Below are 21,726 nucleotides of genomic sequence, written 5' to 3'. Positions count from 1 at the left end.
CGAGTGTGACAATCCCTGTACAGCGGTGGGCGACTCTGACACACGCGTGTGACGAGAGCGACACACACCGCCAGTGTGCGTAACCTGTTGACCTGATTTACTTTGAAAAAGTCGTCGGATTGGGGCAAACGTGCTACCGACTTCCACGATGACCCCGAGGACCGCCGAATGGACTTCCCCGAATGTGAGTGAACCATGGGCCAGACCGGCACCATCGATGTGACCTCGTGCGACACGCCGACCGGCGGTCGTCGCATCACCCTCGCCGGCCGGATCGACGTCGGCCGGGTGACCGAACTGCACCGAGCCGCGGTCAAACTCGCCCGGCAGGCCCACGACGTGGTGATCTGCTGTGGGGCGGCTGAGTACCTGCACCCGGCGGTCGTTCAGGTGGTCATCGGCCTCGGGCGGGAACTGGATGCCGGCGGCCGCCGGTGCGAGTTGACCGGAGTCCGCGGGCCGGTCCGGGACGACCTCGTCCTGCTCGGACTGGGCCACGTCCTGACGGGCGACTGACCCCGCTCACTCCCTTCGCGAGAGGTGTTGTTGCGATGACCAAGACCGTGTTGATTGTCGACGACTCCGCGATGATGCGGAAGATGCTCGGCGAGACGCTGCGGGCCGCCGGGTTCGCCGTCGTCGAGGGGGCAAACGGGTCGGACGGCCTGGTGCAGCTCGACCGGCAGCCGGTGCAGATGGTGATTACCGACTTCAACATGCCCCGGATGAACGGGCCGGCGCTGATCCGCCGCATCCGCGAGCGGCCGGACTACCGGTTCACGCCGATCCTGGTGCTGACCACCGAGACCGAGGACGCCCGCAAACAGGAGGGTAAGGCGGCCGGGGCGACTGGGTGGATGGTCAAGCCGTTCGACCCGCCGCGGCTGGTTCAGATCGTCAACCGCCTCCTCCCCTGACCGCCGGTGCCGCCATGTCGTTCGACCCCACTATTTACCATCTCGCGTTCTTCGAAGAGGCGGCCGAGTTGCTCGTCGCCCTCGAGGCCGCGCTGCTAACGCTCGACGCCCGGGCGGCCAACCCGGAAGCCGTCGCCGACGCCTTCCGGGCCGTCCACTCGCTCAAGGGCGGGGCCGACGCCGTCGGCTTCGAAGGCATCGCGCAGGCCGCCCACGCGCTGGAAACCAAACTGGACCTGCATCGGGCCGGGACCGCAGTGAACGGGGCGGAACTGGACGCCCTGCTCGCCGGGGCCGACGCGCTGGCCGAAATGGTGGCCACGGAGAGGACCGGCACACCGGCCAAGTTGCCGACCGCGACCGCGTCGCCCGTGCCCACGCGGACCGTCGTCGTCACCGTGACGCCGGCCCCCGACGCCTTCCGGGCCGGGCTGGACCCGATACCGCTGCTGCGGGAGCTGGCCGCCCTCGGCACGGTCCGCCGCGTCGGCCTGCGGGCGGCGCACCTGCCGCCGCTCGCCGACCTCGACCCGGAGACGTGCTACCTGGGGTGGGCGGTCGAACTCGACACGCCGGCGACCGACGCGGCCGTCCGCGACGTATTCGCCTTCGTCGGTGACAACGTGGCCGTCACGGTTGCGGTGCCCGGCGAGCGACTGGCCGACGACGGTGGTGAGACGGACGCCGAGGCCCTTCGCTTTGCTCGGTTCCTGACCGACCGCGGGATGGTCCGGCCGGAAGCCGCACTCGCCGCACTCGACGGCCAGCGGGCGACCCGGCCGCTACTCGGTCGCTTAGCCATCCAAGCCGGATACATGATCCCCGAGGACGTGTACGAGGCTCTTAGCCGAGTCGAGCCGGGTGAGTTGTTCGGCGACACGGCCGTCAGCTACCGGCTCCTGCGGGCAAACCACCTGCAAGACTTACTGAAGATGCAGCGGCGGCAGACCCCGTCCCTTCGTGACTGCCTCGTGTCCGCCGGCGCGATCGGTCGGGCCGACGCCGACCGCGAGTGGGCGGCGTTCGCCAAGCTACCGCCACCCGTCCCGCCGGCCCGGATCGCGGGCGAGGAACCCGACGTGCCCGCCCCGGCCGTTGAGGTGGCCGTCACCACGCTGAAGCCGGAAATGGCGGAACTGTTGGCCGAGTTCTGCACGGAGAACGAGGAGCACTTGGAGACGGCCGACCGGCTGCTGCTCGTGCTCGACGCCAACCCGACCGACGCGGAGGCTCTCAACGCCGTCTACCGTGCCTACCACACGCTCAAGGGCGGGGCCGGGATGCTGACCCTGACGACCGTCAAGAACCTCGCCCACGAGGCCGAGAACCTGCTCAACCTGGCCCGCGAGGGGAAGGTGACGCTCCACGCCAAGGCCCTGGACCTAGCCTTCGCCAGCACCGACGCTCTCAAGCGGCAGGTCGGGTTCCTGCGGCGCTGGCTGGCCGACCACGAGGAGCTGGAAACCGACCCTGCGCTGCCCGCGCTGATGGCAGAGTTGCGGACCTTCGACCCGGTCACCGGCCGAAGCGATGTCCCGCCATCCGCTTCCGTGCCCGCCGAATCCGCCCCCGAGGAACACGCGCCGACGGCCGGCCGCGCCGCCGGCGGCGACAAGGAAACCGTCCGCGTCGACAAAGGGCGGCTGGACAAGCTCATCAACAGCATCGGCGAGTTGGTCATCGCCCAGGCGATGGCCGAGCAGGAGTTCATCGACCTGACCCGCAAGACGGGCGGCCACTCGCTCGCCCTGCCGGAACTGAGCAAGATCTCCCGCGACATCCAGGAACTCGGCCTGTCGCTGCGAATGATTCCCCTGCAGGGCATCTTCCAGAAGATGGCCCGACTGGTCCGCGACCTGTCCCGCAAGATGCACAAGCCGGTGCACATGGCCCTCCACGGGGAGGAGACGGAACTCGACAAGACGGTGGTGGACCAACTCGGCGACCCGCTCATGCACATGGTCCGCAACGCCGTCGACCACGGGCTGGAGTCGCCCGACGAGCGGGCGGCCGCCGGCAAGCCGGCCGAGGGGCACGTCGGCCTGCGGGCGTACCACCAGGGCGGCAGCGTGTACATCGAGCTGACCGACGACGGCAAGGGGCTCGACCGCGACCGGATTCTGAAGAAGGCGGTCGAGAAGGGCATCGTGGCCGAGGACCAGCGGCTGTCGGACGCGGAAGTGTACGCCCTCATCTTCGAACCGGGCTTCTCGACCGCGGCGGCCGTCACCGACGTGTCCGGCCGCGGGGTGGGCATGGACGTGGTCCGGCGGAACGTCGAGACGCTGCAGGGCAGCATCCACATCCGCACCGCCGTGGGCAAAGGGACGACGTTCACCATCCGCCTGCCGCTGACGCTGGCCATCATGGACGGCCTGCTGGTGGAACTGGGCGACGACGTGTTCCTGCTGCCGCTCCTGTCCGTCGTGGAATCGTTCCGGCCGAAGCGGTCGGACCTGCACACCGTCGCCGGCCGGGGCGAGTTGGTGGCCGTCCGCGGCGAGACGGTCCCGCTGCTGCGGCTGCACCGGCTGCTGAACACGCCGACTAAGCAGACCGACCCGTGCGAGGGGCTGGTCGTGCTGGTCGAAGACTCCGGCAACAAGTACGCCCTGCTGATTGACGACCTGTTGGGGCAAATGCAGGCCGTCGTGAAGAGCCTCGACGCCAACTACCAGTCCATCGAGGGCCTCGCCGGGGCCACGATTCTCGGCAACGGCCGGGTGGCCATGATTCTGGACGTGCACGGCCTCGCCGGCCTGCACCAGCGGACCGGCCGATATCCGGCGGTCGAACGGCCCCTTCCCTTACTTGCGACAGGATGTGTCCCGTGATCGGTTCGAAACGAAACCTGCATCTGAAGCGACCGGTCGTCGGCCGCCCGGCCTTCGACCCGTGGCCTCTCCTGTTATCGGCCCTTGAGTTGTTCGGGGCCGCCTGGATGAGCTGGGTCACCCTTTCCCCGAACGCTTACCTCACCGTGGAGACGACCCATGTCCGAATCGACCGCGACTGACCGCCCGGCGGACGCCGTTGGCACCAGCCAGTACCTGACGTTCTGCCTGGGCGAAGAGGAGTACGGCCTGGAGATCCTGCGGGTGCAGGAGATCAAGGGGTACTCGCGGATCACCCCGCTGCCGAACACCCCGCCCGAGGTGAAGGGGGTGATGAACCTCCGCGGGGCGGTGGTGCCGATCATCGACCTGCGGACCAAGCTCGGCCTGCGGGAGACGGAGTACGACCGGTTCACGGTCATCATCGTCGTCACCGTCGGCAAGCGGATCATCGGCCTGGTGGTGGACGCCGTGTCGGACGTGCTGAACGTGTCCGCCAGCGAGGCCGTCCCGACCCCGGAGTTCGGCGGCGGGCTGGACACCAGCTTCATGTCCGGCATGGCCCGCATCGGCGAGCGGCTGGTGACGCTGCTGAACATCGAACACCTTGTGGGAAACGTCAGTTCGACCGCTTCCCTGGCCGTGTAACTCCCTCCAACCCGAAACCCCCATACCACTAAGGACTGCCATGCCCTCGTTTCTCAAGCGGATCAGCGACCGGGAAAAATTACTCTCCCCACTTGTTCTCTGCGTGCTCGCGCTCGCCATCATCGGATGGCTTAGCATGGTCACCATCGATCGGGTCAAGGTCGGCGGCCCGATCGACGCCGAGATCATCAACGGCAAGGACCTCATGTCCGACGTCCTGCCGCCCCCGCTGTACCTGGTGGAGACGCACCTGTCCGTGCAGGAGTTGGCCGGCGCCGGCGATCAGACGCAGGTCGATCGGTTCCTCGACAAGTACACGGTCCTCAAGAAGGAGTACGACGAGCGGCAGGCGTACTGGTTGAAGACGCTCCCGCCCGGTGCGGCCCGCGACATGGTGACCGGGCCGCTGAACAAGTCGGCCACGGCGTACTTCGACATCTGCGAGAAGCAGCTCCTCCCGGCGGTCAAGAAGAAGGACGTCGAGACGGCCCACGAACTGGCGAACGGCGTCCTCCGCGAGAAGTACGCCCAGCAGCGGGCCGTTGTGGATCAGGTCGTCGCCCTCATGACCGCCGACAACGAGGCGAAGTCGAAGGAGGCCGCCGAGTCCGTCCAGAAGAACAACCGGATCATGTACGCCGTCCTCGCCATCGTGCCCTTAATAGCCGGCATTCTGGCCGTCTTGATCGTCCGCAAGGTCACGGGGAAGACGAACGCCGCCCTCGAACTGGCGGCCGAACACGCCCGCCTGGTGGACGGCATCAGCCGGTCGCAGCCGGTGGTCGAGTTCGCCCTCGACGGCACCGTCCTGAAGGCGAACGACCAGTTCCTGGCCATGATGGGGTACTCGCACGCCGAGGTGAGCGGCCGGCACCACAGCCTGTTCGTTCCGGCGGCACAATCGTCGGCCCACGAATACAAGGACTTCTGGGCCGCCCTCAACCGCGGGGAGTTCCAGTCGGTCGAGCGCCAGTTGGTCGCGAAGGGCGGCCGGGAAGTTTGGATTCAGGCGACCTACAACCCGATCCTGGACAAGGCCGGCAAGCCGTTCAAGGTCGTCAAGTTCGCGAAAGACATCACCGAGCAGTACAAGCTCCGCGAGATGACGAAGACCCTGTCCCTCGTCGCCAACGAGACGGACAACTCGGTCATCATCACCGACGTGAAGGGGTCGATCGAGTATGTGAACCCCGGGTTCACCAAACTGACCGGGTACAGCCTGGAGGACGCCCGCGGCAAGAAGCCCGGCCACTTCCTCCAGGGGCCGATGACGGACGCCAAGACCAAGCTCCGCATCCGCGCTAAGCTCGACTCGGGCAAGCCGTTCTACGAAGAAATCCTCAACTACAAGAAGAACGGCGAGGTGTACTGGACCTCGGTGGCGATCAACCCGATCTTCGACGACAAGAAGAACGTGGTGAAGTTCATCTCCGTCCAGGCGAACATCACCGACGTGAAGGTCCAGCAGCTCGAATTCAACAGCCGCCTCGAGGCGATCTCCCGGAGCATGGCGTTCGTCGAACTGGGCACCGACGGCCGCATCCTCTCGGCGAACGAGAACTTTTGCAAGACGATGGGGTACACGCTCAACGAGATCAAGGGCCAACACCACCGCATGTTCGTTGACGCCGACTACGCGAACAGCGCCGAGTACCGGACGTTCTGGGAGAAGTTGAACCGCGGCGAGTTTGAAATCTCCTCGTACAAGCGCCTCGCCAAGGGCGGCCGGGAGGTGTGGCTGCACGGCAGCTATAACCCGATCCTCGACTTCGAAGGCAAGGTGGTGAAGATCATCAAGTACGTCAGCGACCACACGGCCGCCGTCGTCCGGAACGCCGACATCGAGGGCCAGCTCGCCGCGATCTCGCGGGCCCAGGCAATCATCGAGTTCCGGCTGGACGGGACGATCGTCGCGGCCAACGAGAACTTCCTGAGCGTCACCGGCTACCGGCTGGACGAAGTCCAAAGCCGAAATCACAGCATGCTCGTGGACCCGGCGTTCGCGGCTGGACACGAGTATAGGGAATTCTGGGCGCGGCTGTGCCGGGGAGAGCACTTCGCGGCCGAGTTCAAACGGGTGGGCAAAGGCGGCAAGGAGGTGTGGCTCCAGGCGTCGTACAACCCCATCCTCGACTTAAACGGCAAGCCGTACAAGGTGGTCAAGTACGCCACCGACATCACCGCCGCCAAGGCAATGCAGCTCGACGGGGCCCGCACCAAGTCGATGCTCGACTCGGCCCCGATCAACGTCATGTTCGCCGACCGCGAGTTCAAAATCCGGTACGCGAACGCCGCGACCTTCCAGACGCTGCGGACCGTTGAGAAGTACATCCCAATCAAGGCGGACAACTTGCTCGGTCAGTCGATCGACGTGTTCCACAAGCGCCCGGAGCACCAGCGGCAAATGATTGGCGACGCCAAGAACCTGCCGCACACCGCCAAGATCCCGCTCGGCCCGGAAACGTTGGAGTTGAACATCGCACCAGTCTTCGACCACACCCGGACGTACATTGGCGCGATGGTGACGTGGTCGATTATCACCGAAAAACTGGCCATGGAGAAACAGATCAAGGAGGCGACCGAGAAGGAGAAGGCCCAGGCGGAGGAGCTGCGGACGAAGATCGCGGCCATCCAGGTGTCGGTGGATGCGTTGGCCGCCGGCGACTTCACGCAGACCATCCCGGACCTCGGCAGCGACGTGGTCGGCAGCATGGCGGCGGCGCTGAACAAGGCCGTCGTCACCGTCCGCACCACCTTGGAGGGCGTCCGCGACGTGTCCGAGCAACTCAACGACGCGTCCACCCAACTGGCGGCCGCGTCCGAGGAAATCTCCAGCGGCGCCCAGGAGCAGGCGAGCAGCCTGGAGGAGACGGCGTCCACCCTCGAAGAGATCACCGCCACGGTGCGGCAGAATTCGGACTCGGCCCAGCAGGCCCGGCAACTGGCCAGCGGGTCGCGGGACGTGGCCGAGAAGGGCGGGCAGGTGGTCGGCAACGCGGTGTCGGCGATGGACGCCATCAACCAGTCGTCGAAGAAGATCGCCGAAATCATCACGGCCATCGACGAGATCGCCTTCCAGACAAACCTGTTGGCCCTGAACGCGGCGGTGGAAGCCGCCCGGGCCGGCGAGCAGGGACGCGGGTTCGCCGTGGTCGCCGCGGAAGTTCGCAACCTGGCTCAGCGGTCGGCGACGGCGGCCAAGGAGATCAAGGCCCTCATCCAGGACTCGGTCAAGAAGGTGGACGCCGGCACCGACCTGGTGAACAAGTCCGGAGCAACGCTGACCGAGATCGTGACGTCGGTCAAGCGGGTGACGGACATCGTTACCGAGATCGCGGCCGCCAGCCGCGAGCAGTCCACCGGCATCGACCAAGTGAACAAGGCCGTCACCCAGATGGACTCGGTGACGCAGCGGAACGCGTCGCAGACGGAAGAGATGTCGGCGACCGCCCAGGCCCTCAACGACCAGGCGGCGCAGCTGAACGACCTGGTGCGGCGGTTCAAGCTGTCCGGCGGCACGCCCGCGGCCGCCGCCCAGCTGGTGAAGGTCGGTCGGCCGGCCCCGAGCCGGCCGAAGGCCAAGCCGCGGCCGGTCGCCGCGGCCGCGAAGGCGGCTCGCAACGGCGTCCACGAACTGGACCAACTCGGCGGCGGCGGTGACGACGGGTTTACCGAGTTCTGATCACAGCCTTTTCTTCCCGCCCCGGCCGACTGCCGGGGCGGGACCCCGACCCCTCCCCCTTCCCTACGGTGACTGCTGTGCCAGACGATTCCAATCCCCAACCGGCCGACGATCGCGGGGGCTTCCGCATCCGGGACCGGGAGTTCGAGATCCTGCGAACGTACCTGTTCGGTGAAACCGGCATCGCGCTGGGCGATGCCAAGCGGGACATGATTTGTTCCCGGCTGGCCCGGCGGATGCGGTTCCACGGGTTCACCTCGTTCGCCGACTACCACGACCTGCTGACGACCGGCGACCCGGACGGGGCCGAGCGGCAGGAGTTCATTAACTGCCTGACGACGAACAAGACCGACTTCTTCCGCGAGCCGCACCACTTCGACTACCTGCGGGACCACGTGGTCCCGGCCCTGCGGGCGAAAAAGAGCCGGCGGCTGCACGTGTGGAGCGCCGGGTGTTCGACCGGCGAGGAACCGTACACCCTGGCCATGACCCTCCGCGAGTGCCTGCCGGCGGCCGAGGGGTGGGACGTGAAGATCACGGCGACGGACATCGACACGGCCGTACTGGCGACGGCCGTCCGCGGCGTCTACGACGCCGACCGCCTCCGCGACGTGCCGCCGAACCTGCTGCACAAGCACTTCCTCAAGGGCATGGGGGCGAACGCCGGCAAGGTGGCCGCCCGGCCGCAACTCAAGGACCTGATCACCTTCCGGCAGGTCAACCTGATCGGCGACACGTGGCCGTTCGCCGGCCCCTTCGACTGCATCTTCTGCCGCAACGTGGTCATCTACTTCACCCGCGAAACACAACAGGAACTGCTCGGCCGGTTCGCCCGGTTGCTGGCCCCGGACGGCCACCTGTTCCTCGGCCACTCGGAGAACATCCACTGGATGGCGGACACGTTCGCCCCGCTCGGCGGCACCGTGTACCGGCTGCGGAACCCGAACGACACGCCCCCGCCGGCCCGCCGGATGCAGGCGGCCGTCAGGGCGCACGCGGCCGTAAAGGCACCGGCGGCCAAGGATGCCGCCCGCCAGGAGCACACGATCGTCCTCGGCGACGTGAAGTCCGTCCGCGGGCCGGCGGTGCTGAAGACGCTGCTCGGGTCGTGCGTGTCGGCCTGCCTGTACGACCCGACGACGGGCGTCGGCGGGATGAACCACTTCTCCCTGCCCGGCGGGACCGACGATGGGCTGAACACGCGGTACGGGGCGCACGCGATGGAGATGCTCATCACGTCCATCATGAAGAAGGGCGGCGACCGGGACCGACTGCGGGCCAAGGTGTTCGGCGGGGCGAAGGTTCTACAGGTCCACTCCGAGGCCCTCAACGTCGGGGCCAAGAACGTCGCGTTCGTGACGGACTTCCTGAACACCGAAGGCATCCCGATTGACGGCCAGTGCCTGGGCGGCACGAAGGGGCTGCTGGTGCGGTTTCACCCGAGCACCGGGCGGGCGCTGGCCAAGCCGTTGCCCACCCGCGACGAGTCCGTCGTGGTCTGCGACGAGGAAGAGTTCGGCCGCCGGCTCCGCACGAGGGCCGAGGCCCCGCCGGCGGACGACGGCGTCACCCTGTTCTGAGGTTCCCGTGGCGAAGACGAAAGTGCTCGTGATCGACGACTCCGCGCTCATGCGACAGTTGCTCACCGACCTCCTGTCGGCCGACCCCGCCCTGGAAGTCGTCGGCACGGCCGGCGACCCGTATATGGCCTGGGACAAGCTGAAGCAACTCGCCCCCGACGTGCTCACGCTCGACGTGGAAATGCCGCGGATGGACGGCATCACGTTCCTGGAGCGGCTGATGGCCAACCGCCCGCTACCAGTTCTAATGGTGTCGTCGCTCACCCAGCGGAGTTGTGACATCACGTTCCGAGCGCTCGAACTTGGAGCGGTTGACTTCGTCACCAAACCGAAACTCGACCTGACGACCGGGACGATGGCCCTGGCCGATGAAATCGTGACCAAGGTGAAGGCGGCCGCCAAGTCGCGGCCGCGGGCGGGGGCGGCACGGGCGGTGCGGCCGGCGGCAGCGGCCGCGACGTTCCGCACCACTCACAAGGTCATTGCCATCGGCGCGTCCACCGGCGGATGCGAGGCACTAGCCACCGTCCTCGGAGGGATGCCCGCCTACGCCCCCGGCGTGGTGGCCGTCATCCACATGCCCGAAGGCTTCACCCGGTCGTTCGCCGACCGGCTGAATAAGTCGTGCGCCGTCCGCGTGTCGGAGGCCCGCGACGGCGACCAAGTCATGCCCGGCCACGTCCTCATCGCCCCCGGCAACCACCACCTGACGGTCGCCCGGAGCGGGGCCATGACGAAGGTCCGCATCGTCGGTGGCGAGCCGGTCAACCGCCACCGTCCGTCGGTGGACGTGCTGTTCCACTCGTGTGCGAAGGAACTAGGGCCGAACGCCGTGGGGGCGATCCTCACCGGCATGGGCGACGACGGGGCACGCGGCCTGCTGGCCATGCGGCACGCCGGGGCCAAGACTGTCGCACAGAACGAGGCCACCTGCGTCGTGTTCGGCATGCCCAAGGAGGCGATCGCTTTGGGCGGCGTGGACGAGGTTGTGCCGGTCGGCCGCGTCGCGGCCCAACTGCTAAAGCACGCCGCCGATTGACCGCACGCCGCGGCTCGGTCGGCGGAAACGAGTTGGGGGGCGGTCGCCCAACTGCGACCGCCCCCCAACTCGTTTGACCCGTTTTACCGCCCGGCCGGGCAGGGCGTCAGTCGACTTGCGCCGCCAACCGCAGCCAGAACTTGCCCGCCCGGGTGGCGTAGTTGACGTGCGACACGGACACGCCCTTGTCGGGCATCAGCCGCAGCCGCGCTCCGCGGGCGACGGTCGGCAGGGACATTTTCACGTGAAACTTGCGGGCCTCAAGGTAAGCGACCACATCGCCGGCGATGACGTTCACCAGTTCACCGGTCACGTCACCCATTTCCGAGCTGTCGAACGGGATCGGGAACCGGGCGAACTTCTGGGCCAGGACGGGCGCCACGGCGGCGTCCAGGACCCACGCCAGCGAGATCGCTGCGTCGCCGAAGAACGAAATGATACCGGCCACACACTCGCAGTCGTGGTCGGCCTGCATTTCGGACTCGACCGTTGGCTTGTCGCCGCAGAAGCGGGTGTATGTTTGCTCGACGGCCGCTTGGACCGCTGCGAGAACGACGGCCGGGGGCGAGACGGGTATGAGCGTCGCGGACATAATTCACCTGTTGAGATTGAGTAAGGACGACCGATCGGGTGCGGCTCAGTTGAACCAACCCCACCCCTTCTTCGCCGGCTCCGCCTCGGCGGCCACCTGGACCTGGACGCGGTTCCGCCGCATCCGCAGCATCTGCGCCTTCTCGATGACCTTCTTCAACTTGACCTGGAACTCCTCGGTTGTGAACGGCTTCGAGATGAAGTGGTCGGCCCGGGCGACGTCGAGGGCCTCTTGCATTTTGCCCATCGTCTTCTCGCTGGTGATCATCACCAGCACCAGCGGGTCGTCGTCGTTGGCCCGCTCGAGCTTCCGGACGGCTTTGATCATGTCGATGCCCGTCATGTTGGGCATGTTCCAGTCGACGAACGCCAGATCGAATTTGGAGTCCTTCAGCTTGGTCAAAGCGGACTGCCCGTCTTCCGCTTCGACGAAGTCGAATTCCGCGAGGTTCGCTTCGCCCAGCGTGTTCATGACCATCTTCCGCATGATGCCGGAATCGTCCACGATAAGCGTCTTGAGTGCGGCCATATCTACCCCTCTTCTGTGAATCGCACGTAGTTCTAGGACAGCAAGAATATCGAGAAGGCGATCCGATATTTGCCTTAATTTTTTGGCGTGCCAGAACCGCACGGCGGTGTGTCAGAACGGCTCACAGCCCGCTCACGTTGCGACCCCCCGGCCGGCACGGTCGGAAGTGATTTTTGCGGACGAACCCCCGTCCATCGTTGCCGACCAGGAACTCTGCCGCAAGGCAAGAGGCCGTGGCATCCGGCTTGCTTTTCTCTCGTCCGCCCGAATCGGGGTCGATCTCCACTGGCCGCATCACCGCCAACACGCGAAGCTGAACATGCCCGACCTCCTCGACCCGCACGACGCTGCAAGCCGCCACGGCCGCCGACCTGATGAACCCAACCCGGCGTCGATCCGCCACAACGCCACCGGCCGGGAGGCGATAACGTCGCTGACCGTCCGCGGGTTCCCCCGAACCCCGGACATCGGCGACGCCGGCCGGCCGGGTCGTCGGCATGATGCGAACCCACTGACCGCACCGCGTGACCGATCCCACCGCATGTTCGTGGTGGACCCGGGCGGCGGACTCGTCGGCGTGATCGGGCTGTTCGAGATCCTTCAACACCTGCGGCCGTGAACCCCGACCCCCAAGCCCGCGGCCGTCGGGTGCTAGCCCACCGACCCCGCCGCGAGGCCCGGACGCCGCCGGCGCCTGGCGCCCGGAGCGTCGAACGATTCGCGGCGAACTTCTCCAGGTCGTCGCCCGAACGGGTCACGGGATCGACCCCGCCCCGGCCTCCGCTCCCCTAGCCCCTTGAAGTAGTCATGTTGAAGAGCGATAATCCCACGAGAGCGGCCGGACGAGAGTTCGCATTCACCAGCCGGGCGGGCGTCGCCCGGTCGAGTCGGCCGCGGGGGAATGCCGCCGTGCTCGCCAACATCCCGCCCGAGCGACTGGCCGACATCCTCGACATCGCCGAGGACGGGGTCATCACCGTCGATGCCCGACACGAGATCGTCCTGTTCAACCGCGGGGCGGCCAAGCTGTTCGGGTACGAGCCGGATGAAGTGGCCGGGCGGACGCTCGACCTGCTCTTGCCGGGGCGATTCCGCGGCGCCCACCGGGACCAGGTGGCCGGGTTCGGCCGCAGTACCGAGGTCGCCCGCACGATGGGGCACCGGCGGGAGGTCTACGGCCTCCGCAAGGACGGCACGGAGTTCCCGGCCGAGGTGTCCATCTCCAAGTTCGTCGTCGGCGGCGACCTACTGTTCACCGCCATCGTCCGGAACGTAGCCGAGCGGAAGCGGTACGAGGCGGTCGAGCGGGAGCTGACCCGGCTGCGGGCCGAGGCGGCCTTGAAGTCGAGCGAGGATCGCCTGCGGCTGGCCCTCGACGCCGGGGGGATGGGCACCTGGGACTGGGACTTGGAGTCCGACCGCGTCCGCTGGGACGGGGCGTTAGCCGCCTTAGTCGGGCTACCCGAAATCCCTCACCCCCTCACCACCGAGACATTCTTCGAGCGGGTACACCCGGACGACCGGACAGCCCTCCGTGGGCAGTTGGCCGCGGCCGTCGCCCCGGGAGGCCAGTTCGAGGCCGAGTTCCGCATCGTGCGGCCGGACGGCGAGGTGCGGTGGCTGGCCGGCCGGGGGCAAGTGTCCGGCGGGTCGGACGGCCAGCCGCGGGCGATGCACGGCGTCAACTACGAGGTGACCGGCCGCCGGCAGGCCGAGGACAACCTGAAGGAGACGACCCGGCAACTGTGGCAGGCAGCCCGCCTGGCCGGCGTCGGCGAACTGGCCGCTAGCATCGCGCACGAACTGAACAACCCGCTCGGCACGGTCAGCCTGCGGGTCGAGCGACTGCTCTCGAAGACGCCGGCCGACGACCCCCGCCGAAAGCCGCTCGAGGTCGTCGGCCAAGAGGTCGAGCGGATGGCCGGGCTGGTCAGCAACTTGCTGCAATTTAGCCGGGCCGGCCGCGACCAGGTGTCCACTGTGGACGTGCCGGAGGAGATCGCCAAGACGCTCGAACTGGTCGGCCACCACTTGCGGAAGCGGCAGGTGCGGGTGGAACCCGAGATCGCCCTCGGCGTGCCGCACATCCAGGCCGACAGACAGCAGCTCCGGCAGGTGTTCCTGAACCTGTTCACCAACGCCGCCGACGCCATGACGGCCGGCGGCCGGCTGGCCCCGCGGGTCCGGACCGGGCTGCTGCCGACGGGCCGCCCGGCCGTCGTCGTCGAGGTCTCCGACACCGGCGTCGGCATCCCCCCGGACCTGCTGCCGCGGGTGTGCGAGCCGTTCTTCACAACCAAGGAGGAGGGCAAGGGGACCGGCCTCGGGCTGGCCATCTGCCGGCGGATCGTCCAGCAGCACCAGGGCACGCTCCAGGTCGAGAGCCAGCCCGGCGCCGGCACGACGGTCCGCATCACGTTGCCGGTTCGCCCGGACACGAACGTCGCCGGCCTCGGCCCCAAGCCGTCCGTCGCGCTCCCGAACACGGGAGGCTCCGGTGACTGAACCCGCACGCAAGGGCCGCCTGCTAGTAGTCGACGACGAGGTGGAACTGATGACGGCCCTGTGCGAATCGCTCGGCGACGAGGGGTTCGAGGCGGCCGGCTTTTCCGCCCCGGCCGCCGGGCTGGACGCCCTCGGCCGGGGCGAGTTCGACGTGCTCCTGTCCGACCTGATGATGCCCGGCACCGACGGCATCCAGTTGCTGAAGCAGGCCCTGCAAATCGCCCCCAACCTGGTCGGCGTCATCATGACCGGCCAGGGAAGCATCCAGACGGCCGTGGAGGCCATGAAGGCCGGGGCGTTTGACTACGTGCTCAAGCCGTTCCGCCTACAGCAGGTGCTGCCGGTCCTCGACCGGGCGATGGAGGTCCGTCGCCTAAGGCTGGAGAACCTGCGGCTCAAGCGGTACGTCGAGCGGCTCACCTACGAAAGCCCGCGGTACCAGATGGTGGGAAACAGCCCGGCCCTGCGGAAGGTACTGCACCTGGTCGAGAAGGTGTCCGGGACGGACGCCACCGTGCTCGTCCGCGGGCCGAGCGGCACCGGCAAGGAACTGATCGCCCGGGCCCTGCACGGCAACAGCCCGCGGCGGGACAAGCCGCTCGTGACGGTCAACTGCGCGACGCTCCAGGAAAGCCTGCTGGAGAGCGAGCTGTTCGGCCACGAGAAGGGGTCGTTCACCGGGGCCGACCGGGCGAAGGCCGGGCTGTTCGAGGTGGCCGAGGGGGGCACGCTGTTCGTCGACGAGGTGGCCGAGATGTCGCCGGCCCTCCAGGCAAAGCTGCTGCGGGTGCTGGAGAACGGCCACTATCGGCGGGTCGGCTCGACGCAGGAACGGACGGCGGACGTGCGGATCGTGGCCGCCACGAACAAGCCACTGGAGGCCGAACAGAAGGCCGGGCGGTTCCGCGAAGATCTATTCTTCCGGCTGAACGTCATCGCCGTGGACCTGCCGGCCCTCAAGGACCGGCGGGAGGACGTGCCGCTGCTCGTCGAGCACTTCCTGCGGACGCGGCAGATCGGGGCCGTGCCGTTGCGGGTCGAACCGAGCGCGCTGGCCGCCCTGGTTCGGTACGACTGGCCGGGTAACGTCCGCGAGCTGGCCAACGTGATCGAGCGGGGGCAAATCCTGGCCGAGGGGAGCGTCCTCACCCTGGACGACCTGCCGGAAGGCTTGCACGGGATCGTCACGCCGACCGACGAGGCGGTCGTCACCGCCCCGGACGCGATCGAGACGGTGGAGCGGCAGCACATTCGCGAGGTACTCAAGCGGCACGGCCGGAACAAGGTGCAGGCGGCGAAGGCCCTCGGCGTCAGCCGACGCACGCTGTACCGCCTGCTCGATAAGTACGCCCTCGACGGCAAGGCGGCCGACAAGCCGCAGGCGTGACCACTTCTATCCGCCGGGATACGCCACGGCTCGAACCGCCACGTGGCTGCCGGCCAGGTACGGCCACACGACGCGGTTCGCCCCGACCTTCCGCAGCTTCGCCCCGGCCTGCCGCTCCTCGGTCGGGCCACGATCAACAGCCTCGGGTTCAGAAGCCGGGCACTGAGTGTAATGTACAGGTTGGTCGCGTCCGAATCGACTACGGCGATCAGGGCCGCCGCCCGCTCGACGCCGGCCTTCCGCAGCACGTCGTCCTCGGCCGCGTCGCCCTGCATCCGCAGGCCGTGCCGGTATCGGCCGGGCGTCGGGCCGGGAGGCTCCTTACCCGTGCGACCAGCCCGTCCAACCACCCGCGATTTCCGCCCCTGGGCGAAGTCGGCCAGGTCCTGCGGCGTGGGGCACGGGGGCGGTACCGGCGGGGGCATGGCGGACTCGGTTTGGCGGGGCACGGCGGGCTACCATCTCCTATGCGCGGGATTGGTGGATTTCGTCGCGATTCTTTCGGCCGATTCAGTCCCAATCCGCCAGGCCGTCGAGTTCCTGCCGGACGCGGCGGAGGACGCGGGCCTTGGCGGCGTAGACGGCCGCCACCGACAGGCCCAGGTCCGCGGCGACGGCGGCCGCCGGTCGGTCCTCGCTGACCATCTCGACGAAGGCCTGCCAGGTGGCGGGTTGGAACTCACCTCGCATGAACCGGACGGCGCGGCCGACGAGGTACCGGCGGTACTCGGCGGCGTCGATCGCCTCGGCCGGGTCCGTGACCGCCGGTTCCTCGACGAAGGCGTCAGTCACGCTCACGGGCCGGGCGGCCGCCCGCCGCCGGCCCTTGGTAATCGGCATTGAGAAGGGGCTCTTCAGCACTTTTGGTGGGGACAGGCGTACAATCCCCGACACCCCCAATCCCATTTTTCACCCATTGGCCGCCGGCCCTCCGTCGTCATGGATGCCGCCTTCCTCCGAACCCTTCTGCCAGCCGACGCCGGCGTTCGCATCACCGCCGTGACTGTCGCGTCCGGTCTCGTGTCCCCACGCTCGTCGCCACGGGTGACGGGGCGGCCTGCCCGAGGTGCGGATCGGTCACAACCGCCGTCCACGGGCGATACCGCCGCACCCTGCATGACCGGCCGTGCCTCGGCCTCCCCGTCGCGTTCGCGGTCACCGCCCGCAGGTTCTTCTGCCGCCGAACCGATTGCCCGCGGCGGGTGTTCTGCGAGCGGCTCCCGGAACTGACCGAGCCGCACGCCCGCACCACCAGTGAACTGACCGAGGCCCACCGCCGGATCGGTTTGGCGTTGGGCGGCGAGGCCGGGGCGCGGTTGGCCGCCGCCCTCGGCCTGCCGACCAGCCCGGATACGATCCTCTGCCGCGTCCAGAGCGGACCCGACGAGCCGGCCCCGCGGCCGCGGTACGTCGGCCTCGACGACTGGGCGACGCGGAAGGGGCACACGTACGGCACCATCCTCGTCGACCTGGAACGCGGCACCGTCATCGACCTGTTGCCCGGTCGCGACGGCGAGGCCGTCAAGGCGTGGCTGGCGGCCAACCCGCAGGTCGAGGTCATCACCCGCGACCGGTGGCCGGCGTACATCCAGGCCGCCACGTCCGCCGCGCCGCAGGCGAAGCAGGTGGCCGACCGCTTCCACCTGCTGACGAACGTGCGGGAGGCGGTGGAGAAGATCCTGTCGCGGGTCGCCTCCGACGTCCGAGCGGCCAACGCCACGATGAACGCCCCGGCGTTGGCCGAGCCCGCGGTCCCGCCCGCCAGTCCCGAGCCGGCGGTCCCTCTCACGGACACGCAGCAACGCAAGGCCGCCAAACGCCAGGCGCGGGAGGAGCGATTCCGGCGGGTCAAGGTGTTGACAGCCGAGGGGCTGTCGGTTCGCCAAATCGCCCGCCGGCTCCGCATGAGTTACAAGGCCATCCTCCGCTACCGGCGGCAGGACCGGTGCCCGGACTGGGAAGCCGGACAGGCCCGGCCGTCTGCCCTCGACCCATTTACGGGATTCGTCGCCGACTGGATCGCGGCCGGGAACCGGAACAGCCGGGACCTGTACCGGGCCCTCCGGGCGAAGGGGTTCGCCGGCGGGTACGACGCCGCCCGGCGGTACCTGAACCGGCGGATCGGGAGCACCGGGCGGCCGGGCCGCCGCGCCCCCACGGCCGTCGCGACGCCGGCCGAACGGACGCCGCCGTCGGCCCGGAAGCTGTCGTTCCGGGTGGCGAACCCGAAGCCGGACGGGCACTCGGCAAAAGTGCTGACGGCGTTGCGGGCGGGGAACCCGTCCGTCCACGCGGCTCTGGCGACGGCCGAGGAGTTGATGGCCATGATTCGCAAGACGAGCGCGACGCCCCTGGCCGAGTGGATCACCAAGGCGACCGCCCTCGGCGACCGGGATCTGTCGAACCTGGCCGCCAGCCTGGCGTCGGACGCGGCCGCTGTGCAGGCGGCGTTGACCGAGCCGTGGAGCAATGGCCAAGTGGAAGGACAGGTCGGCCGGTTGAAGGCGATTAAGCGACAAATGTTCGGTCGCGCCGGGATGAAACTGCTCCGCGCACGCGTGCGGCACAAGGGGTAGCAGGCCCGGCGAACGAAAAATGGTCCGCGACGTGCGAGGGGAGAGCCTCCACCAACTCTGCGGGACAACCCCGTCTCAAGGCCGAACACCAGGCCCTCCCGCCACTTGTTCGCGGTCACGGTCCACAGCCACCCGCGGAACCGCCCGCCGGCCCGGTACCGGAAGTCCGGCAGCGCCCGGACGAGGGCCACGAGCACGTCCTGCACGAAGTCGTCGACCGCGTCGTCCGCGGCCCCGAGGCGGGCGGCCCAGCGGCGGAGGAGCGGCGTGTACAGTTCGACGAACCGGACCCAGTCGGTCGGGGCCCCGCCCCCGCGGAGGCGATCGAGAAGGCTGGCGGGGGTCGGGTCGGTCATGGGAAGGGCACGCGGCAACAGGACCGTCGGTCATCCGAGTGGCAACTTACAGTTTGAACAGCTCCCGTTCAACGGCCTGAGTTCCCCGACCCCGCCAACGGCACCTTCACGGATTCACAAAATCGAGGTTGGCGGTTCCCATCTCGTTCGCCGCGATGGGCGTCGCAATCGCGGTGATGCGGACGCCGTACGCTTCCGGCCGGTGATCGTATCAAATCCACGCGGTGGGCCGATCGCTTATCGACCTTCCAAGATCTCTGTCACACATCTTTCTGGACTGGCCGGTCGGGCTGGTACGAACCGGCACCCGGCGCGTAGAGCCGGGTCGCGGGCGAACGGATCGATCTCGCCGCCGAGGACGAGGGGGTTGCCGGGGAACCGGAAATCCGGCTTGGGCCCGTCCGGGTCGTAGACGAGGACTTCGGTCGCCCCGTCCGGGCGGACCCACCGGCCCGGCGGTCGGTCGGGGGTGGCCTCGAGGACGAACACGACGCCCGGCCACGCCGGGGGCGGGTTCTCCCGCCGGACCGCCGCCTCGAGCTTCCTCACCCGCCGCAGTCGCGCCGACATCGGGTTTCCCTTTCACACGTCGAACGCGGGGCCGAGGATGAGTTTGTGCGGCCCGCCCGGGGGCAACGGCGGCGGGCCGTGGGCCGGGTCGTAGGTGACCTCGCGGGCGATCCCGCCCCACACGACCCGCACGCCGACCGGCCGATCGGCCGTCGCCTCGACGAGGAAGATCGTGAAGGGGCCGGCGTCTCGATTCCCCGCCCGGACCCGCTTCGCCAATCGGTCGACCCGCCGGTGGAACCGCATCACGGCCCCCCTCGGGGGTCGCCGTCGACCTGGGCCTCGAGGGCGGCGATGCGGGCCTCGAGTTCGACGACCTCGCGGACCTTCAGTCCGAGTTCGAGGACGGCCCGGGCGGCCCCGAGTCGGGTGGCCGGCGGGGTGCCCGGCTTCTGGAGGTCGAGGAGGGTGCGGACGGACTCGGTGGCGGCGGCGGTGAGGGCGGCGGCCGTGCGGGCGACGATGTCGGCCTGGACGGCCCGGAGGCGGCGGACGAAGTCGGGGTCCTGGAGGCGGCGGCGGACGGTGGTGACGCCGAGGCCGGCCTTGGTGGCGGCGGCCTCCTGGGTGGCCCCGCAGGCGAGGGCGAGGATCAGGTGGTCGTCGGCCGTGCGGCGGGTGGTGGCGTTGGCCACGGGCGGGCCTCCTCGGGGGGGGGCGGAGTAGTCACTTTTGGTGGGTTTTGGTCGGTGATACGGCGGTTCCGGCGTTCCGGGATCACGCCGTCGCGGGAATCCTGGCTCTGTCCTAAACCGTGCCTGCGGACCGCTGGTCCAAGAAGGCTGCCAGAGCCGTCGCGGTCGATCGCGCGGGCGCCCCCTCCCCGGGCGCGGGATCGGGGCGCGGGGCTTCCAGCCGGTACGTCGCGCCCTTCGGCTCCCGCATGTCCCACCGCCGATGGCAGGGGACGCACAGCCAGCGGACGCGGAGCGGCTCGTCGTAGTTGAAGTGGGCCCCCTCGATTCGGCAGTCCGTCCGCCCACATTCCTCGCAGGTGCTCGGGCGGACGACGTTCCCGGCCTGGACGTGGTATCGCAGCAGGCTCTGCGCGCTCCTCGCCTTCGTGACGGTTCGTCGGACCACCTTCCGGCCGGTGGTCTGGGCTTTGAATTTACACGCGAGCGAGCAGTGCCGCTGGGACAGGCGGGGCACCGGAAACGCGACCGAGCAGACCGGGCACACCGCCCAGGTCCGAGGCCGGCTCTTGCGGGCGGCAGGCTCGGTGCCCCGCGAACCGCTCGGATCGGGCCGTCGGGTTTCATGCAGGTTACCCACGGACGGCCTCCTTTCCGGTCATCACGCGCCACCTGGTGCAGATGACGTCGCAGTACCGCGGGTCGAGTTCGACGAGGGCGGCCGTTCGTCCCGTGTGTTCACTCGCGACGAGGGTGGTCCCGGACCCGGCGAACGGGTCGAGGACGACGCCGCCCGCGTGGCACGAGTTGCCGATCAGGTAGGCGAACAGGCCGACGGGCTTCATGGTCGGGTGGACGTCGTTCTTGGCGGGGCGGTCGAATTCGAGGACGGTCGTCTGGGCGCGGTCGGAGAGCCAGGTGTGGGCGGCCCCGTCGGCCCACCCGTACAGGCACGGCTCGTGCCGCCAGTGGTAGTCGAACCGGCCGAGGGCGAACGCCGACTTGACCCAGACGAGGCACTGGCGGACATGGAGGCCGGCGTCGACACAGGCGGTTCGCACCGTGAGCCCCTCGAGGTCGGCGTGCCACAGGTAGAATCCCGCCCCCGGGCGGAGGACGCCCTTGGCCGCGGCCAGGGCGCGGGCGAGGAACCGGCGGTAGTCGTCCCCGGCCATGGCGTCGTTGGCGATGGTCAGCCGGTCGGCCGTCTTCCCCTCGTAGGCGACGTTGTACGGCGGGTCGGTGAGGAGCAGGTCGGCCGGGGCGCCATCGAGGACCTTCGCCAGGTCGGCGGGGTTGGTGGCGTCGCCGCACAGGAGGCGGTGGCGGCCGAGGAGCCACAGGTCGCCCGGGCGGGTGACGGGTTCGGCCGGCGGATCGGGGACGGCGTCCGGGTCGCCGGGATGTGCGGGCTCGTCGGCTTTCAGCAGGTCGGCCAGTTCGTCGGCCGTGAACCCGATGGACGCGAGGTCGACGTCGGTGCCCTGGAGGGCGAGCAGCTCGGCCACCAGTTTGCCGTCGTCCCACGTGGCGATGGCGGCGGTGCGGTTGTCGGCCAGGCGGTACGCCCGGGCCTGGGCCGGCGTCAGATCGGCGGCGACGTGCACGGGCACGACGGTCAGGCCGAGCTTGAGGGCGGCCTTGTACCGCGTGTGGCCGACGACGATGACGCCGTGGGCGTCCAAAACGAGCGGCTGCTGCCACCCGAACGTGGCGATGGACTCGGCGACGGGGTCGACGGCGGCGGCGTTGATCCGGGGGTTGTGTTCGTATGGGGTGATGGAGGAGATGTCGCGCATCTGGACGAGCATCGGCGGGGCCTCGAAGGAACAGGGACGTTCGTTCGGCCCGGCCGTGATGCCGGGTGCTTGGCCGCC

The 21,726-nt window shown here is 68.8% G+C and carries 19 protein-coding genes and 4 pseudogenes; 13 read left to right on the top strand and 10 right to left on the bottom strand.

The genetic code is table 11. The features are described 5' to 3' along the window. Nucleotides 1-195 precede the first annotated feature (195 nt). From PX52LOC_RS37425 to PX52LOC_RS37385, 9 genes and pseudogenes are all read left to right on the top strand, one after another. A complete protein-coding gene (locus PX52LOC_RS37425; RefSeq protein WP_149114867.1) occupies nucleotides 196-516 on the top strand; it encodes an STAS domain-containing protein in 321 nt (106 codons plus the stop codon). 35 nt (nucleotides 517-551) lie between these two features. Then, nucleotides 552-917: a response regulator gene (locus PX52LOC_RS37420; protein ID WP_149114866.1), complete on the top strand. Its 366-nt coding sequence runs from the start codon at nucleotides 552-554 to the stop codon at nucleotides 915-917. Nucleotides 918-931: 14 nt separating this feature from the next. Then, entirely contained in the window at nucleotides 932-3,751 is a 2,820-nt protein-coding gene (locus PX52LOC_RS37415) for a chemotaxis protein CheA (protein ID WP_149114865.1), read from the top strand. Further along, nucleotides 3,748-3,933, top strand: coding sequence for a hypothetical protein (locus PX52LOC_RS41425; protein ID WP_168219448.1), 186 nt, complete (start codon nucleotides 3,748-3,750; stop codon nucleotides 3,931-3,933). The genes PX52LOC_RS37415 and PX52LOC_RS41425 overlap by 4 nt, the downstream gene beginning before the upstream one ends. Further along, entirely contained in the window at nucleotides 3,911-4,399 is a 489-nt protein-coding gene (locus PX52LOC_RS37410) for a chemotaxis protein CheW (RefSeq protein ID WP_149114864.1), read from the top strand. Before PX52LOC_RS41425 ends, PX52LOC_RS37410 begins: the two co-directional genes overlap by 23 nt. A 40-nt stretch (nucleotides 4,400-4,439) precedes the next feature. Next, nucleotides 4,440-6,539, top strand: a pseudogene (locus tag PX52LOC_RS44470) (PAS domain S-box protein); the annotation flags it as partial. A gap of 402 nt (nucleotides 6,540-6,941) precedes the next feature. After that, nucleotides 6,942-8,081: pseudogene (locus PX52LOC_RS44465) on the top strand (methyl-accepting chemotaxis protein); the annotation flags it as partial. 77 nt (nucleotides 8,082-8,158) lie between these two features. Beyond that, on the top strand, nucleotides 8,159-9,661 hold the full coding sequence (locus tag PX52LOC_RS37390) for a CheR family methyltransferase (RefSeq protein ID WP_149114863.1): 1,503 nt from the start codon (nucleotides 8,159-8,161) through the stop codon (nucleotides 9,659-9,661). A gap of 7 nt (nucleotides 9,662-9,668) precedes the next feature. Then, nucleotides 9,669-10,700 carry a protein-glutamate methylesterase/protein-glutamine glutaminase gene (locus PX52LOC_RS37385; RefSeq protein ID WP_149114862.1) on the top strand — a complete coding sequence of 344 codons (1,032 nt, stop codon included), beginning with the start codon at nucleotides 9,669-9,671 and terminating at the stop codon, nucleotides 10,698-10,700. A gap of 106 nt (nucleotides 10,701-10,806) precedes the next feature. Here the strand turns inward: PX52LOC_RS37385 and PX52LOC_RS37380 are convergent, their stop codons facing one another. After that, nucleotides 10,807-11,292, bottom strand: a complete 486-nt coding sequence (locus tag PX52LOC_RS37380; protein WP_149114861.1) for a chemotaxis protein CheX — start codon at nucleotides 11,290-11,292, stop codon at nucleotides 10,807-10,809. Between the two features lie 45 nt (nucleotides 11,293-11,337). Then, a complete protein-coding gene (locus tag PX52LOC_RS37375) occupies nucleotides 11,338-11,820 on the bottom strand; it encodes a response regulator (RefSeq protein WP_149114860.1) in 483 nt (160 codons plus the stop codon). Nucleotides 11,821-12,139: 319 nt separating this feature from the next. Between PX52LOC_RS37375 and PX52LOC_RS37370 the strand changes: the two genes are divergently transcribed. From PX52LOC_RS37370 to PX52LOC_RS37360, 3 genes are all read left to right on the top strand, one after another. Beyond that, nucleotides 12,140-12,439: a hypothetical protein gene (locus PX52LOC_RS37370; protein ID WP_149114859.1), complete on the top strand. Its 300-nt coding sequence runs from the start codon at nucleotides 12,140-12,142 to the stop codon at nucleotides 12,437-12,439. 188 nt (nucleotides 12,440-12,627) lie between these two features. Next, complete coding sequence (locus PX52LOC_RS37365) at nucleotides 12,628-14,325, top strand: PAS domain-containing sensor histidine kinase (RefSeq protein WP_149114858.1); 1,698 nt, start codon at nucleotides 12,628-12,630, stop codon at nucleotides 14,323-14,325. Beyond that, on the top strand, nucleotides 14,318-15,712 hold the full coding sequence (locus PX52LOC_RS37360) for a sigma-54-dependent transcriptional regulator (RefSeq protein WP_149114857.1): 1,395 nt from the start codon (nucleotides 14,318-14,320) through the stop codon (nucleotides 15,710-15,712). Before PX52LOC_RS37365 ends, PX52LOC_RS37360 begins: the two co-directional genes overlap by 8 nt. Before the next feature lie 125 nt (nucleotides 15,713-15,837). Here PX52LOC_RS37360 and PX52LOC_RS44305 read toward each other — a convergent pair. Further along, nucleotides 15,838-15,987: pseudogene (locus PX52LOC_RS44305) on the bottom strand (NAD-binding protein); the annotation flags it as partial. Nucleotides 15,988-16,222: 235 nt separating this feature from the next. Next, a complete protein-coding gene (locus tag PX52LOC_RS37350) occupies nucleotides 16,223-16,552 on the bottom strand; it encodes a hypothetical protein (RefSeq protein ID WP_149114856.1) in 330 nt (109 codons plus the stop codon). Between the two features lie 26 nt (nucleotides 16,553-16,578). On the opposite strand from PX52LOC_RS37350, the gene PX52LOC_RS37345 reads away from it, so the two are divergent. Beyond that, complete coding sequence (locus tag PX52LOC_RS37345) at nucleotides 16,579-18,288, top strand: ISL3 family transposase (protein ID WP_168219446.1); 1,710 nt, start codon at nucleotides 16,579-16,581, stop codon at nucleotides 18,286-18,288. 110 nt (nucleotides 18,289-18,398) lie between these two features. Here the strand turns inward: PX52LOC_RS37345 and PX52LOC_RS44300 are convergent. From PX52LOC_RS44300 to PX52LOC_RS37315, 6 genes and pseudogenes are all read right to left on the bottom strand, one after another. Next, nucleotides 18,399-18,644 (bottom strand): annotated as a pseudogene (locus PX52LOC_RS44300) (RNA polymerase sigma factor); the annotation flags it as partial. A 237-nt stretch (nucleotides 18,645-18,881) separates the two neighbouring features. Continuing rightward, nucleotides 18,882-19,214, bottom strand: coding sequence for a hypothetical protein (locus PX52LOC_RS37335; protein WP_149114854.1), 333 nt, complete (start codon nucleotides 19,212-19,214; stop codon nucleotides 18,882-18,884). A 12-nt stretch (nucleotides 19,215-19,226) separates the two neighbouring features. Next, the gene (locus PX52LOC_RS37330) at nucleotides 19,227-19,463 is read right to left on the bottom strand and encodes a hypothetical protein (protein ID WP_149114853.1); all 237 of its coding nucleotides are present in this window, start codon (nucleotides 19,461-19,463) and stop codon (nucleotides 19,227-19,229) included. After that, nucleotides 19,460-19,849, bottom strand: coding sequence for a hypothetical protein (locus PX52LOC_RS37325; protein ID WP_149114852.1), 390 nt, complete (start codon nucleotides 19,847-19,849; stop codon nucleotides 19,460-19,462). Before PX52LOC_RS37325 ends, PX52LOC_RS37330 begins: the two co-directional genes overlap by 4 nt. Before the next feature lie 112 nt (nucleotides 19,850-19,961). Continuing rightward, entirely contained in the window at nucleotides 19,962-20,489 is a 528-nt protein-coding gene (locus tag PX52LOC_RS37320; protein ID WP_149114851.1) for a hypothetical protein, read from the bottom strand. Further along, nucleotides 20,482-21,660, bottom strand: coding sequence for a DNA modification methylase (locus PX52LOC_RS37315; RefSeq protein WP_149114850.1), 1,179 nt, complete (start codon nucleotides 21,658-21,660; stop codon nucleotides 20,482-20,484). The genes PX52LOC_RS37320 and PX52LOC_RS37315 overlap by 8 nt, the downstream gene beginning before the upstream one ends. Nucleotides 21,661-21,726 lie beyond the last annotated feature (66 nt).

The organism is Limnoglobus roseus, assembly GCF_008254045.1.
Classification (GTDB): domain Bacteria; phylum Planctomycetota; class Planctomycetia; order Gemmatales; family Gemmataceae; genus Limnoglobus; species Limnoglobus roseus.
This window is presented reverse-complemented; position numbering and strand designations above follow the sequence as displayed.

What these genes read in the sequence shown, in the direction of transcription:
- PX52LOC_RS37335 (WP_149114854.1), bottom strand. Translation starts at nt 19,214, where the DNA reads ATGTCGGCGCGACTGCGGCGGGTGAGGAAGCTCGAGGCGGCGGTCCGG.
- PX52LOC_RS37365 (WP_149114858.1), top strand. Translation starts at nt 12,628, where the DNA reads ATGTTGAAGAGCGATAATCCCACGAGAGCGGCCGGACGAGAGTTCGCA.
- PX52LOC_RS37370 (WP_149114859.1), top strand. Translation starts at nt 12,140, where the DNA reads ATGCCCGACCTCCTCGACCCGCACGACGCTGCAAGCCGCCACGGCCGC.
- PX52LOC_RS37380 (WP_149114861.1), bottom strand. Translation starts at nt 11,292, where the DNA reads ATGTCCGCGACGCTCATACCCGTCTCGCCCCCGGCCGTCGTTCTCGCA.
- PX52LOC_RS37375 (WP_149114860.1), bottom strand. Translation starts at nt 11,820, where the DNA reads ATGGCCGCACTCAAGACGCTTATCGTGGACGATTCCGGCATCATGCGG.
- PX52LOC_RS37425 (WP_149114867.1), top strand. Translation starts at nt 196, where the DNA reads ATGGGCCAGACCGGCACCATCGATGTGACCTCGTGCGACACGCCGACC.
- PX52LOC_RS37350 (WP_149114856.1), bottom strand. Translation starts at nt 16,552, where the DNA reads ATGCCGATTACCAAGGGCCGGCGGCGGGCGGCCGCCCGGCCCGTGAGC.
- PX52LOC_RS37420 (WP_149114866.1), top strand. Translation starts at nt 552, where the DNA reads ATGACCAAGACCGTGTTGATTGTCGACGACTCCGCGATGATGCGGAAG.
- PX52LOC_RS37410 (WP_149114864.1), top strand. Translation starts at nt 3,911, where the DNA reads ATGTCCGAATCGACCGCGACTGACCGCCCGGCGGACGCCGTTGGCACC.
- PX52LOC_RS37315 (WP_149114850.1), bottom strand. Translation starts at nt 21,660, where the DNA reads ATGCTCGTCCAGATGCGCGACATCTCCTCCATCACCCCATACGAACAC.
- PX52LOC_RS37415 (WP_149114865.1), top strand. Translation starts at nt 932, where the DNA reads ATGTCGTTCGACCCCACTATTTACCATCTCGCGTTCTTCGAAGAGGCG.